This is a genomic window from Paracoccus aminovorans (assembly GCF_900005615.1).
GTDB classification, from domain to species: Bacteria; Pseudomonadota; Alphaproteobacteria; order Rhodobacterales; family Rhodobacteraceae; genus Paracoccus; species Paracoccus aminovorans.
This window is the reverse complement of sequence record NZ_LN832562.1, coordinates 674,359-692,746: the sequence shown is the minus strand read 5'-3', so window position 1 is coordinate 692,746 and position 18,388 is coordinate 674,359. Positions and strand designations below refer to the sequence as shown.

The window sequence follows — 18,388 nt, the reverse complement described above, 5'->3', positions numbered from 1 at the left end:
GATCATCCGCAAGCCGGCTTCATGCGCCGGCCCGGTCGGTTGCGTCAGATGCCAGAGATCTTGTGCGGCGCTGTCGCAGCGGCACGAGCCGCCGTCAGGTCATCCGGCCGCGATGCGGCTCAAAGCCCTGAATGGAGGCAGTGCTGGGTATCGTTCACCAAGCCGAATCGTGTCCTGCTGGGCGCTGGTGTCCTGCCGGTTACTTGGCGCCGCCGATAGCAGCGATGCCGGCATTCTGGAATGACGCATCATTTCCTCTCCTCCCCTAGACTGCCGGTGCCCACATGCAGCATTCCCGACGAAACCCCCAATTGCAGGAACGACATATTGCGTCCGGCTGTCAATATTTTATTATTTTATATCAATATGTTGATTGGAAGTATTGTCCACTTTCCGAGACCGGATCGCCCGATATGCAGACATTCTGACCAGAGGACAGGCGAATGGGCGGCCAAACTGGTACATTCTGTCCAAATCGTCCCTTTTCGATTTGGCAGGATCGACTCGCCGTTCCAGCCTGGAAAACGGGATCCGCGCTGCTTCGAAGGACGAATCACCCGTTCCGCCCCGATTGCCTTGGCCTGGTGCTGAGAAATCGGCGAGCGGCAACCCGGAAACCCGGCCTTGCTTGGAGCGGGGTGATGATATCCCGAGGCCTCTATCATCGTTCAAGCTGCGACGACATGTAGGCAAGTCGTGTTGGGCCTCTTCCATGATGGTGGCCAACTTCGACACTTTGTGCCGGATCTGGTTGGCCACCGCCCTCCATTGGGCACCGGCCGCTTCCGCCGTATTTTGGGCGAAGGCCGTTACGATGAAGATGGAGATCCACCCCGCGACCATTCTTTCCGGCATGGACAAGGGCGTTGTGCTGGCAGTGGACGAGACCGCGCTGCCAGGTGGCGCTAAGAACCGTCGAGGCCGCGGCCTTGATGCCCTCGTGTGGGTCGCTGATGACCGGCTTGATCCTGCATCCGGCCCAGCGAGGAGCCCGCGGCCAGATGGCTGGCCGGGATCGCCCAGGTTGCCTCGAGGCGCGAGACGATGCGGGCGCCGGATCCATGCGGTCGGTAGGCCCATCCGGCCACCTGCATGACCTCGTGCACATGCTGCCGGTTGCTGGCCCGGCCGAGCGCCAGCGACGAAGGCTATGTCCAGTTGGCCGGTGCGAAGCCGGTGGATGGGTTGTGCGCCGCACCCTCGACACCTTCTATGATGATTTTTGAATGCACCGCGCGGGAACAACGTCTTTGACAAGACATACTTCGCCGCCATCGGGACACCTTCGTCCGGCAGCCGGTATTCTGAACATCAGCCTGCAAGTTCTCTTCGGACAATTTCTGCGCCCGCGCTCAAAGCAGCCAGCTTGCCGCTTGCCACGCGACGAGTCAAAGGCGCCATGCCGCAGTTGGTGCAGGGCCAGAGCTTGTCGGCGTCCACGAACTGCAGCGCCCTTCGTAGAGTATCGGCTACCTCGTCGGGAGTCTCGATGGCATTGGTCGCCACATCAATAGCGCCCACCATCACTTTCTTGCCTCGGATGAGTTCGATCAGATCCATTGGGACACGAGAATTCTGACATTCCAGAGATATTATGTCGATATCGGACTTTTGCAGTTTTGGGAAGATTTCTTCATAATGCCTCCACTCCGCACCAAGGGTCTTTTTCCAGTCTATATTGGCCTTGATACCGTAGCCATAGCAAATATGCACCGCGGTTTCGCATTGAAGACCTTCAATAGCCCTTTCCAGAGTGGCGATCCCCCAATCATTCACCTCATCGAAAAATACATTGAATGCGGGTTCATCGAACTGAATGATGTCGACGCCGGCAGCCTCCAGCTCCTTGGCTTCCTGATTCAGGATGCTGGCGAATTCCCAGGCCAGTTTCTCGCGACTTTTATAGTGAGCATCATAAAGCGTATCGATCATCGTCATGGGGCCGGGCAGGGCCCATTTGATGGGCTGCCTGGTCTGCTGGCGCAAAAATTTGGCATCCTCGACAAAGACCGGCCTTCGACGGACCACGGCATCGACAACCGTCGGGACACTCGCATCATAACGATCCCGAATCCTGATGGTCTCGCGCTTTTCGAAATCAACTCCGCTGAGATGCTCGATGAACGTGGTGACGAAATGCTGACGCGTTTGCTCGCCGTCGCTGACGATATCAATGCCTGCCTGTTGCTGATCTGCCAGGGATAAACGCAGAGCATCCTGCTTTCCCTCGATCAGTTGCTCACCTTGCAACTTCCAGGGCGACCAGAGAGTCTCGGGTTGCGCAAGCCAGGAGGGTTTGGGCAAACTGCCGGCAGTTGAGGTGGGTAGCAGTGTTTTCATTGCAAGTAACCTTTTGATCCTGATTGTTCAAAGTGCGTAGCTGGCAAACCACTGCTCAAGAGTGGCTTGGTGCGGCTTGATGAAGTGCTCATGGGCGAACTTGCCCTGCTCAATAGCCAGCCGACTCCGTTCCTCACGATCATAAACAATCTGGGTTAGGGAGTAGTCACGATTCTGCAAGCTTGGCTGATAGAACTTCCCTGCAGTGGAATTTGCGTTGTAAATCTCCGGGCGGTAGATTTTCTGAAAGGTTTCCATCGTGCTGATGGTGCCGATAAGCTCAAGATTATTGTAATCATTAGGCAAATCGCCGCTGAAATAGAAAGCCAGAGGCGCGACTCCATCTGGAGGCATGAAAAATCGAACCCGCAGCCCCATTTTCCCGAAATATTGATCGGTCAAGGAGTGCTGATCTTGCTGATACTCCACGCCCAGGACAGGATGCTGATTTTCGGTCCGACGATAAGTCCTGCTGCTTGAAGCGCTGAGACATATGACGGGAGCCTTCTTGAATTTCTCTTTGTAAGCGTTCGAGTGTACGAAGTGCTTGAAAAGCTTTCCGTGCAAACCGCCGAAGTTGTCCGGAACGCTGAAGCTCGGTCGCTTTCTGTTGTGATCGGGCAGCAATACACTGAAGTCATAATCCCGAACATAAGATGAGAAATTGTTCCCCGCAATGCCATCAATGCGCTTTTCGGCCTTTTTATCGATGATATTTGTCTTCAAGATTTCAATCAATGGGAAGGAATCATTGACGCCTTCAACGCCGACATTAAATTCGACGGAAATTATTTCAAGGTCGACAGAATAACGATCTGCTTGGGGATTATCCCAGTGGGCTAGGGCATTGAAGCGATTGTCGATCATCTTCAATGCGTTGCGCAGGTTTTCTCTGCGACTCTCTCCTCTTGCCAGATTTGCGAAGTTGGTCGTGATCCGCGTATTGTCTGAGGGGTGGTAGTCCTCATCAAAGCGAATGCTCTTGATAGTGAACGTGAATTCTTCATTCATCGTGACATGCCTTCTGGACGACCTGACGAAGCAGGCCGGAAAACGAAAAGACTCCCCGCGACGAATGTCGCGAAGCGGCGATGTCACCTTTGCGGATTGGCCGCTCCCGACGCGCCCACCGCGGCCGGAACAGGTGATCGATCCAGGCAGGTTTCCTGACTTGCGGGTCTTCGCCTGGTCCGGCCTTCCCAGCGCGCGATACGCGCCAGTGGCATTCGGACAGGCTCTCCGCCTACAGTTGCGGGGGCAGCTCCGGATTTGACGACTGTCTTACCGGATTCCCTTTTATCCGGGGGCTCCCCCGGCACCTGAATCACACGGCAAATTTGCCCGCCTTGCACAAAGTGTCAACGGCTCCGGAAGTGAAATTCCGTCATGATAAATATGAGCGAAGCGGCGGCGGCTGCGCTATTGCACCTCTGGTCCTCTACCAGAGCTGCACATCCTGCTGCGCTGGGGCTGTGACGCAGGCGCCGCCGAGCCACCAGATCCGCAGCGCGAGGGCCGCTCGGGGGTGACGCTGTTTCGCCGCGTCGCGCGCGGACCGATACCAACCGAAGAGGGTATCATGCAGGCTCCGGTCCGTTTCTCCGTTGGATCTGATCGGTAAATGAGGGGTGAAGGTTAGCCACCGACGGCCTGCAGGCCGAGCACCAGCCTATTCACGAGCAGCCACTTTTCCCGGGTGCCTCGAACGAGGATGGGACCCTTTTCAAATGGCCTGCTGAGGCTCTCTGCCGGTTCGGCGTTTCGCGATCTCGATGAGCAGCCCGAAGGCATCGTAAAGCAGCACGGCGATGCAGCCCGTCAGCATCCCGCCCTGGATGACATAGGCCGGATTGTTCGAGGTCAGCCCGGCGATGATCACCTCGCCCAGGCTGCGCGCGGCGATGGTCGAGCCGATGGTCGCCGTGGACAGCGCGATGACGATCGAGATCCGGATCCCCTCAAGGATCAGGGGCAGGGCGAGGGGCATCTCGACCTGCGTCAATATCCGGCGCGGCGTCATGCCCATCGCCTTGCCCGAAAGCAGGACCGCGCCGGGCACCGCCCGCAGTCCCGCCAGCGCGTTTTCGAAGATCGGCAGCAGGCCGTAGAGGAACAGGGCCAGCACCGTGGGCCGGGCGCCGAAGCCCAGCAAGGGAACCGACAGCGCCAGCACGGCGACCGGCGGAAAGGTCTGGCCGACATTCGCCAGCGTCCGGGCCATGGGCAGGAACTCGGCCCCGGCGGGGCGGGTGACGAGGATGGCCAGCGCCAGCGCGATCAGGGTCGAGGGGATCATCGCCAGCGCCACCAGCGCCAGATGCGAGGCGGTCAGGCCGGCCAGCGATGCGCGGTCGTAGATCACCGGCCCGCCCGCGGGCGCGAAGGGGCGCAGCAGCGGCTCGAACAGCGCGGGAAACAGGATCAGCCCGCCCGTCACACCGATCAGGATGATCCAGCGCAGCGCCGTCATTCCCGACCCCGCGCCAGGATGTCGTCGCGCGTGACGATGCCAAGCCGTTGCCCCTGCGCATCGGTCACCGGCAATCGGTCGCGTCCGGTCCAGATCATTTCGGCCAGCGCGTCCGACAGTGAAGCGGCCACATCGACCGGCTCGCCCTCGGCTTCGCCCGCGCGCGACAGCGAGCCGACCGGGTGCAGCGCCAGCAGGCGCAGGGAGCGGCCCGTTTCGCCCACCAGATCGGCCACGAAGGGCGTGGCGGGCGCGCGGATGATCCGGTCGGGGGTGTCGAACTGCTCGAACCGTCCGTCCCGCATCACGGCGATGGCATCGCCCAGATACAGCGCCTCGTTCATGTCATGGGTGACCAGGACGATGGTCGTGCCCAGCTGGCGGCGGATCCGGGTCAGATCGCGCTGAGCCTGGCGCCGGATCAGCGGGTCCAGCGCGCCGAAAGGCTCGTCCATCAGCAGCACATCGGGGCGCGCGGCCAGGGCCCGCGCGACACCGATCCGCTGCGCTTGCCCGCCCGAAAGCTGATGCGGATAGCGATCTGCGATCTCGGCCGGGTCAAGCTGCAGCATCTGCAACAACTCGGTGACGCGGGCCGCGATCCGGTCCTTGGGCCAGCCCAGAAGGGTCGGGACGACACCGATATTGCGCGCCGCTGTCCAATGCGGAAACAGCCCATATCCCTGGATGACATAGCCGATGCCCTGGCGCAGCGAAGTTTCGGGGATGCGGCTGGCATCCTGGCCGTCGATCAGCACCCGTCCCGATGTGGGTTCGACCAGCCGGTTGATCATCCGCAACAGCGTCGTCTTGCCCGAGCCGGAGCTGCCGACGATGGCGGTGAGCGTGCCCTTCGCAAAGCGGGCGCTGACCTTGTCGACCACCGTCCTGCCGTCATAGGTCTTGGTCAGGGCCTCGATCTCGATCATTGCGGCTGCCCCCCGGAAAGCCCGATCAGCAGGTCCATGACCGAGGATGTCAGGAAGGCCAGCGCCACCGTCGGGATCACGCCCAGGAGGATCAGGTCGGTCGCCGTCTGGCCGATGCCCTGGAAGATGAAGGTGCCGTACCCGCCCGAGCCGATCAGCGCCCCCACGGTGGCCAGCCCGATATTCTGCACGAGAACGATGCGTGCGGCGGCCAGGATGACCGGCAGGGTCAGCGGCAGGTCGATCCACCACAGCCGTCTAGCCTCGGTCATGCCCATGCCTCGCGCCGCCTCGGTGATCTCGCGCGGCACGGCATCGAGCCCGGCGACGGTATTGGCGACAAGGGGCAGCAGGGAATAGAGAAACAGCGCGATCAGCGCCGGGGCCGTGCCGATCCCTCTGATCCCCGCATCCGCCGCACCCGGAACATGGGCCGCGATCCAGGCCAGCGGCACGATCAGCATCCCGAACAGCGCGATCGAGGGGATGGTCTGGATCAGCGTCAGCAGGTTCAGCACCGGACCGCGCAAGCCCGGATGGCGCTGGATCGCAAGCCCCGTCGGCAGGGCGACCCCCAGCGCCGCCAGGAACGAACCGAAGGTGAGGACCAGATGGTCCGCGGTCGCCCGGTGAAACGCGTCCGCGCGCAGCCGGAATTCGGCGGCGACCGAAAGACCGGCCAGCGTGCCCGAGCCGAGCAGTATCGCGACCCCCGCCACGGCGCAGGTCAGCAGCGCCGCCCGTGCCGCCGGGCCGGGCCGCATCCGCGCGAAGGCGTCCACCACCAGCAGCAAAAGCGTCCCGGCGGCCAGCCAGAATCCCGCACCGGGCGAGACCCGTGCCGCAGGCGCCGCCTGCTCCAGCAGCAGCGCCGCCCCGCGCCCCAGCAGAATCATCAGCGCAGCCAATGCGCCGGCAAGCAGCAGCAGCCGCATTCCCGGGCGTCGCAGCAACAGCAGCGCGACCGCCAGCAGCACGATCCCCGCAAGCAGCGCGCCGGTCATGGGCCAGCCGACCGTCTCGGCCCAGGTCCGGGGCTGCGGCGGCGCGATCCGGTTGGGACGAAAGCCGAATGCCGACAGGGCAGGGGACGCTACTAGCGGCAGGGCCATGACGGCCGACAGCCGGTCGATGCGCGGCACCGGCATCCTCAGTCCAGCAGCCCGGCCTTGGTCAGATAGGCGCGGGCGACCTCGGCGGCGGGCAGGCCCTCGACCTGAACCTGTCCGTTCAACCCTTGCAGGGTTTCAAGGTCCAGCCCCGTGAAAGCCGGTTCCAGCAGTTCGGCGATCTGGGGATATTCGGCCAGCACCTCGCCCCTGACAATGGGTGCGGGCTGATAGACCGGCTGCACGTTCTTGTCGTCCTGCAGCACCGTCAGGCCGGAAAAGGCAAGCGCGCCGTCGGTGCCATAGACCATGGCCGCATTCGCCCCGCTGGTGCCGTTTGCCGCCGCCTGGATCGTGGCGGCCGTGTCCCCGCCCGACAGCACGATCAGCTGGTCCGGCGTCAGCGTAAAGCCATAGGCCTTCTGGAAGGCGGGCAGCGCCGGGGCCGAATTGACGAACTCGGCCGAGGCGACCAGCTTGACCTTGCCGCCCCCCGCCACCCATTTCCCGAATTCCGAGAACGTGCTCACGCCCGCCTCTTGGGCCAGATCCGAGCGCAGGGCGACGCCCCAGGTGTTGTTGGCGGGTGCGGGCGTCAGCCAGACGATGCCGCTGGCCTCTTGGTCCAGTTGCTTCGCGGCTTCAAAGCCCGCGCTGGCATCCTGCCAGATCGGCTCGTCGGCGCGGTTGAAGAAGAAGGCGGCGTTGCCGGTATATTCGGGATAGATGTCGATCTCATCCGCAAGGATGGCCTCGCGAACGATCGGCGTGCTGCCCAACTGGATGCGATCGCGGGTCGGGATGCCCGCATGGTCCAGCACCTGAAGGATGACCTGTCCCAGCACGCCTCCCTCGGTGTCGATCTTGGACGACACGACGACCTCGGCCTGCGCGGTGCCGAGACCGGCGGCAAAGGCGATGAGCGACAGCGAGACAGGCTTCAGCATTTCATTTCCCTTTTGGTTCGTGCCGGCCCTGCATGTGAAGTGAACACGCAGACGGGTCGCGTTTCAACCTCGGCATGGCCTTGAGATGGTCCGGTCATTCGGAACCTTGTGTCGGCAGGTATTGTTCCACACCTCATGCGCAAGAGTGTCGGCGATTTCCGGATCGAGGTCATGGACGTTGTCAAAAAACTCTCCTATATCCACTATTAATGAAATAAATCAATTCATTATCTGGGAACGACCGACATCAGGGCGCCCTCGCGCTAATGCCCCATTTGCCCGACGACGGTGCTTTCCTGAGACAAGGTCATACAGCCGGCTGTGCAGCGTCCTTAGGAACTGCTGCATCCGCTGGAAAGACGTGCAGGAAACCGACCAGGTATAGTGATCGCCTCTGCTGCGCATTCATGCGCCGAAACCATGGCAACCGTACAACGGGTAATTCCGGCGATGATGTGGCCGGTCTTTTAACATTGGGGTGCAATTGGCAAAGGATAACGCGGGAAGGGGCTGAAATAAGGATCGCAAGGCTCGGGCCTTATGACGCGAGTGCTGCTTGCGCGGCTGCCGGGTCCTGACCTTCAGGCCGCTCGCGGTTCCTTATACTTCAAAGCCGCCTTGGCAGTTTGACGAAGGGGTGCGCCTGTTCCTGGCCTCGCTGCCAGGATGCTTTGTGCACCGTTCGCATCCCGCTCCAAGGCATGAAGACACCGAACGGGCTGGGCCGCCGGTCCGTGCGAACGCAATATGGCACTCTGAAAGCGGTCGTTGCCGCTTCAGAGGCCGGTCGTCAAAAGAAATCCACCCGCGTCTGCAAGAGCTTGTCCATGTCCTGCAGCCGATCACCCAGCGCATTCGGATCGATGTCCTGGCCATTGATGTTTGGGTGATGATCAGCCGATCTTCCTCGGAGAAGTCTGCGATGATGCCGACGCCATGCGCGCTGCGGAACTGGAGCAGGTCCGCGCCGCTGCCGCCGATCAGGAAGTCGTCGCCGGCACCGCCGTTCAGCACGTCGTTGGCCGAAATGGTGGAGCACGGCGTGACCGGGCTGCCTGTTTCGTCCGGCGATCGCCCCGGCCAACTCTGCTGTGCCGACATCACCTGCCTGCCGATGCGGCGCGGCTTTCTTTGCCTGGTGGCGATCATGGACCGGTTCACCCGCAAGGTGCTGGCGTGGCGCAACTCGAACACGCTGGAAGCCGCGTCTGCGTCGGGGCGCTGAACGAGGCCAGGCGCCGCGGAAAGCCGAAGGACGACGGCGAACGCTCGGTCATCGCTGACAACATCCTGGATCGTGCCTTCCAGGCGGACCGGCCGAACCAGAAGTGGCTGGCCGACGTTACCTACATCTGGACGGCGGAAGGCTAGCGCTACGTTGCGGTCGTGCTGGACCTCTTTGCCCGGCGCGCCGTGCGTGCCCGGAAAAGATCCGGCGCAGCGCGGTTGCACTCCATGAAGATTTGTTCCTGCGCGGCGATGGCGGCAGACGAGAAGCCCAAGCCGTCGAGGTTATGGGTTGCGGCGGACCGATCCCGCCGTGATCCGGTGGTTGATGGACAGAAGGGCGCCAAGACCCGGCGTAAAGAGGAACCGCCAATCCGCGTGGTCGAGAGCCGACTCGGAGCAGAATGGCTGGCGAATCTCCGGGTTCCCCATGAACCTGAACGGCAGAGAGGATAGGCAGCGCGAGAATCGCGAGCAGATGACGGCCGCGGCGCAACAGCGATCCGAAGGCTTCGTGTCATTGTTGCAGACGACGCACAGGAGGGTTCGTTGGAGGCTGGGAGCAGGATGTTCCAGCACCCGGGCGACTGAACCGCCTCATCGGCGGCTTGCCGCCCATGGACCCACGCAGTGCTGCGGCCAGACTAAACCCTGCCGAGCCCAGGCGCTATTCTGCATCCGACCTCAAGCCATGGAGACCAGAATGAAACGCCCCCTTCGGTTCGCCCTGATGCTCGCGCTGGCCGGCAGCCTGGCCTCGCCCGCGCTGGCCGATCGGGATCGCGACCGGCACCGCCACCCTCACCATCCTCCTCACGAGCACCACAGCCGCCACGATCACAAACGGCATGAGGCGCGGCGCTATTGCCCGTCCGGGACCATCCAGCGCGGGCTGGACTGCCTGCATAGGGACAGTATCCGCCGCGATGCCCGCCGGTATCCGCGTGTGGGCGACGTGCTGCGCCCGGCGGATTACCGACGCATCTCGGATCCTCGGGCTTATGCGCTCGAACCGGGCGGGAACTGGAATTATTACCGTGACGACGACCGCATCTATCAGGTCGACAGCAGCACCCGGAAGGTGATGGCGGTGCTGCAGCTGCTGCAGGCTTTCTCGAACTGATCGAAACCTTGGACGGGGCGCCTGCTTGGCGCCCCGCAGCCTGAAGTCAGTGCATGTTCGCCATCACGAGCGGCCGCTGATGCTGGATGTGGCGCATGGCCAGTTTGCGAGCCTTGCGCCCGCTGGGCAGAGGCCGCGCCTCTTGGGGACGGAAGCCAGGGTCGCGCAGGGCCGGCGCCAGGGCAAAGATTTCCTCCATCTCGACACGGCCCAGCGAGTGCAGCGCCTCGGGACCGGCATAGAGCGACTCGGTCTCGGCCCCGTTCGAGATCACGACCTCGTGCCGGTCGAACAGCAGGTGAAAATAGTCCACCCGGTCGAGGTCGGCAGCGATGTCGATACCATCCAGCATCAGCAGTTGCTTGGCCGCAACCAGCACCTCGGGCGCGTCGAACATGCGTTGCGCGATGGTCGAGCGCACCAGCACGCGGTGCTGGGGCGAGACTAGCAGATCGGTCGCAGGCACCCCGGCGCCAAGCGCCCCGGCCCGGATGCGGATCGGCCGCAGATGCGGCGCGCGCAGCAGATGATGCGTCGAAAGCCGGGTGCCGCCGATCCAGCGCAGAGCTTGCGGGCCGTGGTCCCGGGTAACGACCAGATCGCCCGGCATCAGAGTTTCAACGGCGACCGGGCCTTCGGGCGTCTCGATCATGGTGCCGGCGCAGAAGCAGGGCGCACCCTGGATGTTGTTGCTGCGGATGCTCAGCGTCCCGACCGACTGACCGTCCGCGTTCAAGACCTCGTAGGACCAATCCTTGAAGGAAGGATTCTCGCTGTCGTCTTCGCTCAGGTTGACCACCTGCAACCGCCAGCCGTCCGGCAGGTTGACGATCGTATCGTCCTGCTCGTTGTCGCCGGGTTGCGAATCGACGGTGATGGTCCCGGAAAACCCCGAACCGATGTTCACGGTCACCGTATCGTCGGTGCCGTTGTTGCCGACATTCTCGTAAAACGACCCGAACCCATTCGCATTGATCGTGAAGTCTGCCATTCCATGACCCTTTCCTGATTATCGACTTCGTCAGACCGCGCATGAAGCACGTCCTCGCCCATCTTGGCGAAGCCATGACGACGAATGAAGCACCAGCGTCGCGGGTTCCGTCCGACCCGCAAAAAAGTGAACGGAGCGGTTTGCTGTCGCATGGCTGCGGATCCAGCCGGAGCGGAGGAGGGGCCGACATCCCCTGCATCTGGACGGCGCCGGGCCGGCTCCATTGCGCGAGCGTCTGGATCTTTTCTCCCGCCCTCGCCAAGGGCCCTGGACCGGTGGCGGCACCACGGCTCGACGCCGGCACGGCCACGAGCGATCGTGCGAAGCGTGAACCTGCGGGCAAACCTACCATCAGGCCCTGCTGGACAAACGCGGTATCCGGTGGCGTTGAAGACAGCGATGCAAGGCCGAAGGCGTCGGACGGAAAACTGGCCTAGAGTCGGTCCAGCGGCGGCAGACTATGACGTCTGAGCGTCCCCACCTTGGCTCGCGCGGCACCCTTGAACGAGGCTCCTTGGGACCGGTTGTCATGCCGCTCCCTTGACGAACTTGCCAGAGCCTCCTTCCAGGCCACTGAAAGGATCGCTTCACTACACCGCGAAAGCAAAAAACGGTGACAAGTAAAAGCGGAATCTCACCCGCCGTCGATGAAACGTGCAAGTCGTCTGTTCGAGGCTCCGGCCTTGGTTATGGGGCAACTGCACAGCAATGTCGTGCGTTCTCAACGTCAGGTCCCGCTGCGGCTGACCGGCCTCCACGCCACAACGCGCCGGCCTTTGCCAAGCGGGCGGCCTGATGCCGCAACCTGGAATGGCATATCCGAACATCGCCATCGCGCATTGGCGCGAGGTGCCGCCGCTGAAACGTGCCGAGGAGCTGGAGCTTGAGGACGAGCCGCGGAAGGCGGGCCTGATCTGGCGGGCGCATGCCCCGCAATCAGCCGGACCGGGCCGGGACTGGGCAAGACGGCGAGAACGCGAGATCGGCGGCCAGTTGCGCCAGCGCTTCCGCATCCGGCGAGATGGCGACCAGCCGGTTCGCGACCATGCCCTCGGGCGGGGCGGACGGGTTCAGCGACAGCAAACCCCCGGCAAGCTGCAGAAGGTGCGGGCCGTCCGAGCCGGGCAGCAGGACATAGCCCTTGAGCCGGTGGACCGCCCGCCGGTGCCGGTCGATGATCGCGACGAGCTGCTCGCGATCCGGGGGCGGGGCCAGGCTGATCGTGCGGCTAGCGAACAGCCGCCCATGGTCGGGATCCGGGGCCAGGGCCGCAAGGCTGCGGCCGTCATGGGGCGCCGCCAATGCCTGCATGAAGTCGCCGTCCAGCGCCACATGCTGGCTGGCCAGCGGGTTGAGCCGGGCGACCAGCCGTGCCGTGCGGCGCAGCGCCGCACGACCGGCGATGTCGGCGCGCGACAGGAAGACGGCATCGGCGCCGCGGATCTGGCTCTCGGCAACCTTGCCGATGCGGGGATCGGCCAGCCGCTCGGCCAGGCTTTGCGGATCGACCACGGCCACCACCGCCCGGCAGTCCAGCTCGGGCTCGGCCAGGGCGAAGGCGGCCAGCCGCCGCGGCTCGGCCACGCCGCTGGCCTCGATGACCAGCCGGTTCACCCGGTCGCGCAGGCTCAGCGCCCGCTCGAAGGCGTCGAACAGCCCGCCGCCCATCGAGCAGCAGATGCAGCCGTTGCTGAGCTGGATCGTATCGGCCGAGCGGCCGGCGATCAGCGCCGCATCGACCGCGATGTCGCCGAAATCGTTGACCATGACCAGGATGCGCTCGCCCTGCCGGTCCAGCAGCCGGTTCAACAGCGTGGTCTTGCCTGCGCCCAGATAGCCGCAGAGCAGGTTGACGGGCAGCGGCGGCGCCATGGTCAGAACGACCCGGCCGCGACCGGGGTGCCGCCGAAGACGGTGCCCCAGACCCGGACCTCGCGCAGCCGCTCGGGGCCAAGCGCGTGGGGGTCGTCCTCGAGCACGGCGAAATCGGCGCGCTTGCCGACCTCGACCGAGCCCAGCTCGCCGTCCAGTTTCAGCGTATGGGCCGCGCCCAGGGTGATGGCGTAAAGCGCCGCGTCCAGCGGGATGCGTTCCGAGGTCCCCAGCTGCCGGCCGCTGTCGGTCTGGCGGTTGACCGCGCACCAGGCGGTGACCAGCGGCGCCAGCGGCGTGATCGGCGCGTCGGAATGGATCGCCAGCGGAATGCCCATTTCCAGCGCGCTGGCGCAGGGGTTCAGCCGGCAGGCGCGCTCGGGGCCCATGGTGATCTCGTAATGCTTGTCGCCGAAGTAATACAGGTGGTTGGCGAACAGGTTCACGCAGCATTGCAGCGCGGCGATGCGGCGCAGCTGGGCGCGGTCGGCCATCTGGCAATGCTGCAGCACATGGCGGTGGTCGGGGCGGAAATGGCCGGCCAGCGCCGCCTCCAGCGCCTCGATGGCGGCTAGGCTGGCGCCGTCGCCGTTGACGTGGATATGCATCTGGATGCCCTGCCGGTTCAGGTCGTCCACCATGGCGTTCAGCGCCTCGGGGGCGATGTTCCAGATGCCGTTGTCGGTGCCGCGGTGATAGCCCGGCGCCAGCAGTTGCGCGGTAAAGCCCTGGATCGAGCCGTCGGTGACGATCTTGACCCCGCCCAGCCGCACCCGGTCGGTCGATTGCGCCCGCAACGCCTGAGCGCGCGGTCCCACCGCCTCGGGCGGCAGAGCCAGCGCCGACAGCATCGGCACCAGCCGCAGCGGGAAGCCGTCCTCGGCCGTGGTAGAGAGAAGATCGGCCATCGCCTCGTCGGACAGCTCGTTCAGCAGGTCGGTCGAGGTGGTGACCCCCGCCCGGCAGGCCGAGCGGGCGAAGTTCCAGATCCCCTCGGGGTCGCCGCCCATGGCGCGGAAGCTGGCGCCGACCCGGCGCATGACCGGGAACATGGCGCCCATCTCGTGCAGCTCGCCATGCAACCCGCCGTCCTCGGTGTGGATGACGCCGGGCACGTCGGTGTTCTCGTCATAGCCGGCCAGATCCATGGCCACGCTGTTGGCGGTCAGCAGGTGCATGTTGGAATGCAGCACCACCACCGGCCGCGTGGTCGAGACCCGGTCGAGGTCCAGCCGCGACAGCCGGTCGCCCGGCACGAAAAGCGGATCGAAGCCCCAGCCGACGACGGGTCCGTCGCCCAGTTCCTGGGCGCGGTCGCGCAGGCGGTCGACCAGCGCGTTTGTGCTAGTGATGCCCTGCCACAGCCGGCCGTCCGGGGCCACGCGGTCGTAATGCCCCAGATAGGTAAAGCGCCACACCGAGCCCTCCATCAGATGGGCGTGGCCCTCGACGAAGCCGGGCATCAGCACCTTGTCGGCGAATCGGTCGTCGTGGCGAACCTCGCCCCGGTCGCGCATCTCGTCCGGTCCCCCGACCGCGAGGATGCGCCCGTCATGGGACACCATCACATGCGTCGCCTCGGGGCGCGACGGGTCCATGGTGATGATGCGGCGTGCTGAAAAAACGGTCGGGATCATGCGGTTCTCCGTCGGATCGGGCTTCGCGGGCAGATTAGCCGTGACAAACATCCTGCGTGAAATGCATAATTACGCGGGATTTCCGGTATTTTCCTGAGGGATGGATGCACTACACCCTGAAGCACCTGCGCTATATCGAGGCAGCCGAACGGCACCAGTCGATCACCGCCGCCGCGGAGGCACTGGCGGTCTCGCCCTCGTCCATCGCCGCCGCCATCGACCATATCGAGGCGCAGCTGGGCCAGCCGGTCTTTGCCCGGGTGCCCTCGCGCGGGATCGGAGCTACCAGTTTCGGGCGCAAGATCATCGACGAGATCCGGCTGCTGCTGGTGGCGCAGGCGCGGTTCGACGGCAAGATCGCCGACCTGGAGCAGCGCATCGACGGCACCGCCCGCATCGCCTGCTTCACGCCGCTGGCGCCGATCCTGCTGCCCACGATCCTGTGCGAGGTGCGCGAGCGCTATCCGAACCTGATGATCGAGGTGGTCGAGGGCAACTGGGAGGAGGTGGTGCGCGCCGTCGATACCGGCGACGCCGATTTCGCCTTCTGCTACGGGCTGATCAACGAACTGGCCTATCGCTTCCTGCCGCTTTTCGTCGGCCACCCCCATGCCGCGCTGCCGGCGTCGCATCCGCTGGCCAGCGGCCGCTTCGTCACGCTGGAGCAGCTTGCGCCCGAGCCGCTGGTGGTGCTGGACCTAGACCTGTCGCGGCGCTACCTGATGGACCTGTTCGCGACGCGGGGCCTCAAGCCGAACGTGGCCTATTCGGCGCGTTCGACCGACATGATGCGGGCGCTGATCGCGGCCGGCATGTGCTACGGCATCTTCAACATCCGCCCGATGAGCAAGCAGACCTATGCCCGCGGCGATCTGGTGCGCCTGCCGCTGGCCGGCGAACACGATGCCCCGCGCGCCGGGGTGCTGACCCGGCGCGACGTCAATCTGACGGCGGTTTGCGAAGCGATTATCGCCACTTGCGAATTGCAGGCGATGCGCGGCGAATTCGACCGCGCCTTCGTGCGTCCCTACCTTCCACAGGATTTCTGAGGAATTCGGGCGCAAAAATGCATTTGCCGAAAAGCCCCCCCATGCCCGATCTGTAGGACGCAGCGTCAACGCCCAGAATTTGCCGCGCATCCAACACGGAGAACCAGATGACCCTTCCCCCCGCCTTCTCGCGTCGTTTCCTGCTGGCCGGTGCCGTCGCGCTGACCGCCCTGGCCACCGCCCCCGCGCTTTCCGCCCAAGAGGCGCAAAAGGGCGGAACGCTGGTGCTGGCGTCCGTGCACAAGCCGCGCCACCTGAACTCGGCCGTGCAGTCGGGCGTCGCGACCGCCGTGCCGGCGGCGCAGATCTTTGCCACGCTGCTGCGCTATGGCGAGGATTTCACCCCGCAGCCCTATCTGGCCGAAAGCTGGGAATTCAGCGACGACAGCAAGGTGCTGACGCTGAAACTGCGCCAGGGCGCGACCTTCCACGACGGCTCGCCCATCACCGCCGAGGACGTGATCTGGTCGCTGGGCGTGGTCAAGGAGAACCACCCGTTCTCGACCATGCTCGCGCCGGTCGAGGCTTTCGAGGCGCCCGATCCGCAGACCGTGGTCATCCGCATGAAGCAGCCGCATCCGGCGATCCTGCTGGTGCTGTCGGCCTCGCTGACGCCGATCCTGCCCAAGCACGTCTTCGACGACGGCCAGGACATCAAGTCGAACCCCAAGAACAACCTGCCGGTCGGCTCGGGCCCCTTCAAGGTGGTCGAGTTCGAGCCCGGCCAGCACATCATCCTGGAGCGCTATGACGGCTTCTTCCTGGAAGGGAAGCCCTATCTGGACCGCATCGTGATCCGGCAATACCAGGACGCCAACTCGGGCGTGCTGGCGCTGGAATCGGGCGAGGCGCAGATGTTCCCGCTGCTCGACGGCACCCGCCTGATCCGGCGGCTGGAAAAATCCGGCAACCTGACCGTGACCGACAAGGGTTATGCCGGCATCGGCCCGTTGAACTGGCTGGCCTTCAACACCAAGCATCCGGCGCTGTCGGACGTGCGGGTCCGCCAGGCCATCGCCTATGCCATCGACCGCGACTTCGTCACCAAGGCGCTGCATTCGGGCCTGTCCAAGCCCTCGATCGAGCCGGTCGTGCAGGGCAGCCCCTTCTATACCGAAGATGTCGAGCGCTACGACTTCGACCTCGACAAGTCCAAGGCGCTTCTGGCCGAGGCTGGCTTCGGCGAGGGCGGGCAAAAGCTGGCGCTGCGCATCGACTACATGCCCGACATCGAGGAACAGCAACGCGCCGTCGCCGAATATGTCAAGGCGGCGCTGGCCAAGGTCGGGATCGCGGTCACCGTGCGGTCCTCGCCGGACTTCCCGACTTGGTCGCAGCGCGTGTCCTCGTATGACTTCGACATGACCATGGACCAGGTCTTCAACTGGGGCGACCCGGTGATCGGGGTGAACCGGACCTATCTGTGCTCGAACATCCGCGAGGGCATCATCTGGTCCAACACCCAGCAATATTGCAACGAAGAGGTGGACAAGCTGATGAACGCCGCCGGGGTCGAAGCGGACCTGGCCAAGCGCCAGCAGCTTTACGCCCAGGCGTTCAAGCAGATCACCACCGACATCCCGATCCATTTCATCAACGAAGTGCCCTATCACACGGTCTATTCGCAGGCCGTGCAGAACCCGCCCGTCTCGATCTGGGGGACGATGGGGCCGATGGATGAGGTCTGGCTGAAGCAGTAACCGGCGGAGGCAATCCCGATGTTTCGACGTATCCTGCGGCAGCTGCTCTATGCGGCTGCCCTGATCCTCGCTGTCCTTGTCCTGAACTTCCTGCTGATCCAGCTTGCCCCCGGCGATCCGGCCGAGGTCATCGCCGGCGAGATGGGCGGCGCCAGCGCCGAGGTCATGGCCGCGATCCGCCAGCAATACGGGCTGGACAAGCCGCTGCTGACCCAGCTGGGGCTGTATCTGGGCCGCGCGCTGCAGGGCGACCTGGGCATGTCCTATTACTACAACCGCCCGGTGGTCGATCTGATCCTGTCGCGGCTGGGGCCGACCATGCTGCTGGTGGCGACCGCGCTGGGTTTCGCGCTGATCGTCGGCACGCGGCTGGGGATGCTGGCCTCGCGCAACCCGCGCGGCATCGCCTCGGCGGTGGTCACGGTGCTGTCGCTGGTGGGCTATTCGGCGCCGGTGTTCTGGACCGGGCTGATGCTGGTGATCCTGTTCGGCGCCACCATCCCGCTGTTCCCCATCGCCGGCATGATCGACGTGGTGAAACAGGGCGGCTTCCTGAGCCGGGTGCTGGACATCGCCCATCACCTGGTGCTGCCGGCGCTGACGCTGGGGCTGGTCTATCTGGCGCAATACAGCCGGCTGACCCGCGCCTCGATGCTGGAGGTGCTGGGCGCCGACTACATCCGCACCGCCCGCGCCAAGGGCGTCAGCGAGCGGCAGGTCTTCGGCCGCCACGCCTTCCGCAACGCGCTGTTGCCGGTCGTGACCGTCGCCGGGATGCAGTTCGGCGCCATCATCTCGGGCGCGGTGCTGGTCGAGACGGTGTTCAGCTGGCCCGGCCTCGGCACACTGGCCTTCCAGTCGATCCTGGCGCGCGACTATCCGACCGTGCTGGGCATCCTGTTCTTCTCCACCCTGATCGTCATCATCGCGAACCTGCTGACCGACTTCGTGTCGCGCCTGCTGGACCCGCGCCTTGCCGGAGGACGCTAGAGAC

General features: G+C 64.4%; 14 protein-coding genes, 2 pseudogenes and 1 riboswitch. Of the genes and pseudogenes, 5 read left to right on the top strand and 11 right to left on the bottom strand.

From position 1 onward, the window contains the following. Positions 1–690 precede the first annotated feature (690 nt). The 8 genes and pseudogenes from JCM7685_RS20470 to JCM7685_RS20855 form a co-directional block, all read right to left on the bottom strand. Positions 691–967 (bottom strand): annotated as a pseudogene (locus JCM7685_RS20470) (transposase); the annotation flags it as partial. Between the two features lie 344 nt (positions 968–1,311). Then, positions 1,312–2,340 (bottom strand): methionine synthase, encoded by a 1,029-nt coding sequence (locus JCM7685_RS19195; protein ID WP_074970561.1) that lies wholly within the window; start codon positions 2,338–2,340, stop codon positions 1,312–1,314. A gap of 27 nt (positions 2,341–2,367) precedes the next feature. Continuing rightward, on the bottom strand, positions 2,368–3,351 hold the full coding sequence (locus tag JCM7685_RS19190; protein WP_074970559.1) for a DUF1852 domain-containing protein: 984 nt from the start codon (positions 3,349–3,351) through the stop codon (positions 2,368–2,370). 128 nt (positions 3,352–3,479) lie between these two features. Then, positions 3,480–3,678: riboswitch (cobalamin riboswitch) on the bottom strand. Between the two features lie 385 nt (positions 3,679–4,063). Continuing rightward, on the bottom strand, positions 4,064–4,810 hold the full coding sequence (locus JCM7685_RS19180; protein WP_074970557.1) for an ABC transporter permease: 747 nt from the start codon (positions 4,808–4,810) through the stop codon (positions 4,064–4,066). After that, positions 4,807–5,739, bottom strand: coding sequence for an ABC transporter ATP-binding protein (locus JCM7685_RS19175; RefSeq protein WP_074970555.1), 933 nt, complete (start codon positions 5,737–5,739; stop codon positions 4,807–4,809). The genes JCM7685_RS19180 and JCM7685_RS19175 overlap by 4 nt, the downstream gene beginning before the upstream one ends. Continuing rightward, positions 5,736–6,887 (bottom strand): ABC transporter permease, encoded by a 1,152-nt coding sequence (locus JCM7685_RS19170; protein WP_074970553.1) that lies wholly within the window; start codon positions 6,885–6,887, stop codon positions 5,736–5,738. The genes JCM7685_RS19175 and JCM7685_RS19170 overlap by 4 nt, the downstream gene beginning before the upstream one ends. Before the next feature lie 2 nt (positions 6,888–6,889). Further along, positions 6,890–7,795 (bottom strand): glycine betaine ABC transporter substrate-binding protein OsmF, encoded by a 906-nt coding sequence (osmF, locus tag JCM7685_RS19165; RefSeq protein WP_074970551.1) that lies wholly within the window; start codon positions 7,793–7,795, stop codon positions 6,890–6,892. Positions 7,796–8,395: 600 nt separating this feature from the next. Further along, positions 8,396–8,896: a hypothetical protein gene (locus tag JCM7685_RS20855; protein WP_408634336.1), complete on the bottom strand. Its 501-nt coding sequence runs from the start codon at positions 8,894–8,896 to the stop codon at positions 8,396–8,398. A gap of 132 nt (positions 8,897–9,028) precedes the next feature. Here JCM7685_RS20855 and JCM7685_RS20850 point away from each other — a divergent pair. Both JCM7685_RS20850 and JCM7685_RS19150 read left to right on the top strand, forming a co-directional pair. Next, positions 9,029–9,163: pseudogene (locus JCM7685_RS20850) on the top strand (IS3 family transposase); the annotation flags it as partial. Between the two features lie 562 nt (positions 9,164–9,725). Continuing rightward, a complete protein-coding gene (locus JCM7685_RS19150; protein ID WP_074970549.1) occupies positions 9,726–10,145 on the top strand; it encodes a hypothetical protein in 420 nt (139 codons plus the stop codon). 46 nt (positions 10,146–10,191) lie between these two features. Here the strand turns inward: JCM7685_RS19150 and JCM7685_RS19145 are convergent, their stop codons facing one another. From JCM7685_RS19145 to JCM7685_RS19135, 3 genes are all read right to left on the bottom strand, one after another. Further along, the gene (locus JCM7685_RS19145) at positions 10,192–11,136 is read right to left on the bottom strand and encodes a Hint domain-containing protein (protein ID WP_074970547.1); all 945 of its coding nucleotides are present in this window, start codon (positions 11,134–11,136) and stop codon (positions 10,192–10,194) included. A gap of 936 nt (positions 11,137–12,072) precedes the next feature. Beyond that, positions 12,073–13,008, bottom strand: a complete 936-nt coding sequence (locus JCM7685_RS19140; RefSeq protein WP_074970545.1) for a CobW family GTP-binding protein — start codon at positions 13,006–13,008, stop codon at positions 12,073–12,075. Between the two features lie 2 nt (positions 13,009–13,010). After that, positions 13,011–14,645: an amidohydrolase gene (locus JCM7685_RS19135; RefSeq protein WP_074970544.1), complete on the bottom strand. Its 1,635-nt coding sequence runs from the start codon at positions 14,643–14,645 to the stop codon at positions 13,011–13,013. Between the two features lie 104 nt (positions 14,646–14,749). Between JCM7685_RS19135 and JCM7685_RS19130 the strand changes: the two genes are divergently transcribed. From JCM7685_RS19130 to JCM7685_RS19120, 3 genes are all read left to right on the top strand, one after another. Further along, a complete protein-coding gene (locus JCM7685_RS19130) occupies positions 14,750–15,694 on the top strand; it encodes a LysR family transcriptional regulator (protein WP_074970542.1) in 945 nt (314 codons plus the stop codon). A 107-nt stretch (positions 15,695–15,801) separates the two neighbouring features. Beyond that, positions 15,802–17,394 carry an ABC transporter substrate-binding protein gene (locus JCM7685_RS19125; protein WP_074970540.1) on the top strand — a complete coding sequence of 531 codons (1,593 nt, stop codon included), beginning with the start codon at positions 15,802–15,804 and terminating at the stop codon, positions 17,392–17,394. 18 nt (positions 17,395–17,412) lie between these two features. Next, complete coding sequence (locus JCM7685_RS19120; RefSeq protein ID WP_074970539.1) at positions 17,413–18,384, top strand: ABC transporter permease; 972 nt, start codon at positions 17,413–17,415, stop codon at positions 18,382–18,384. The last annotated feature ends 4 nt before the right edge of the window (positions 18,385–18,388 follow it).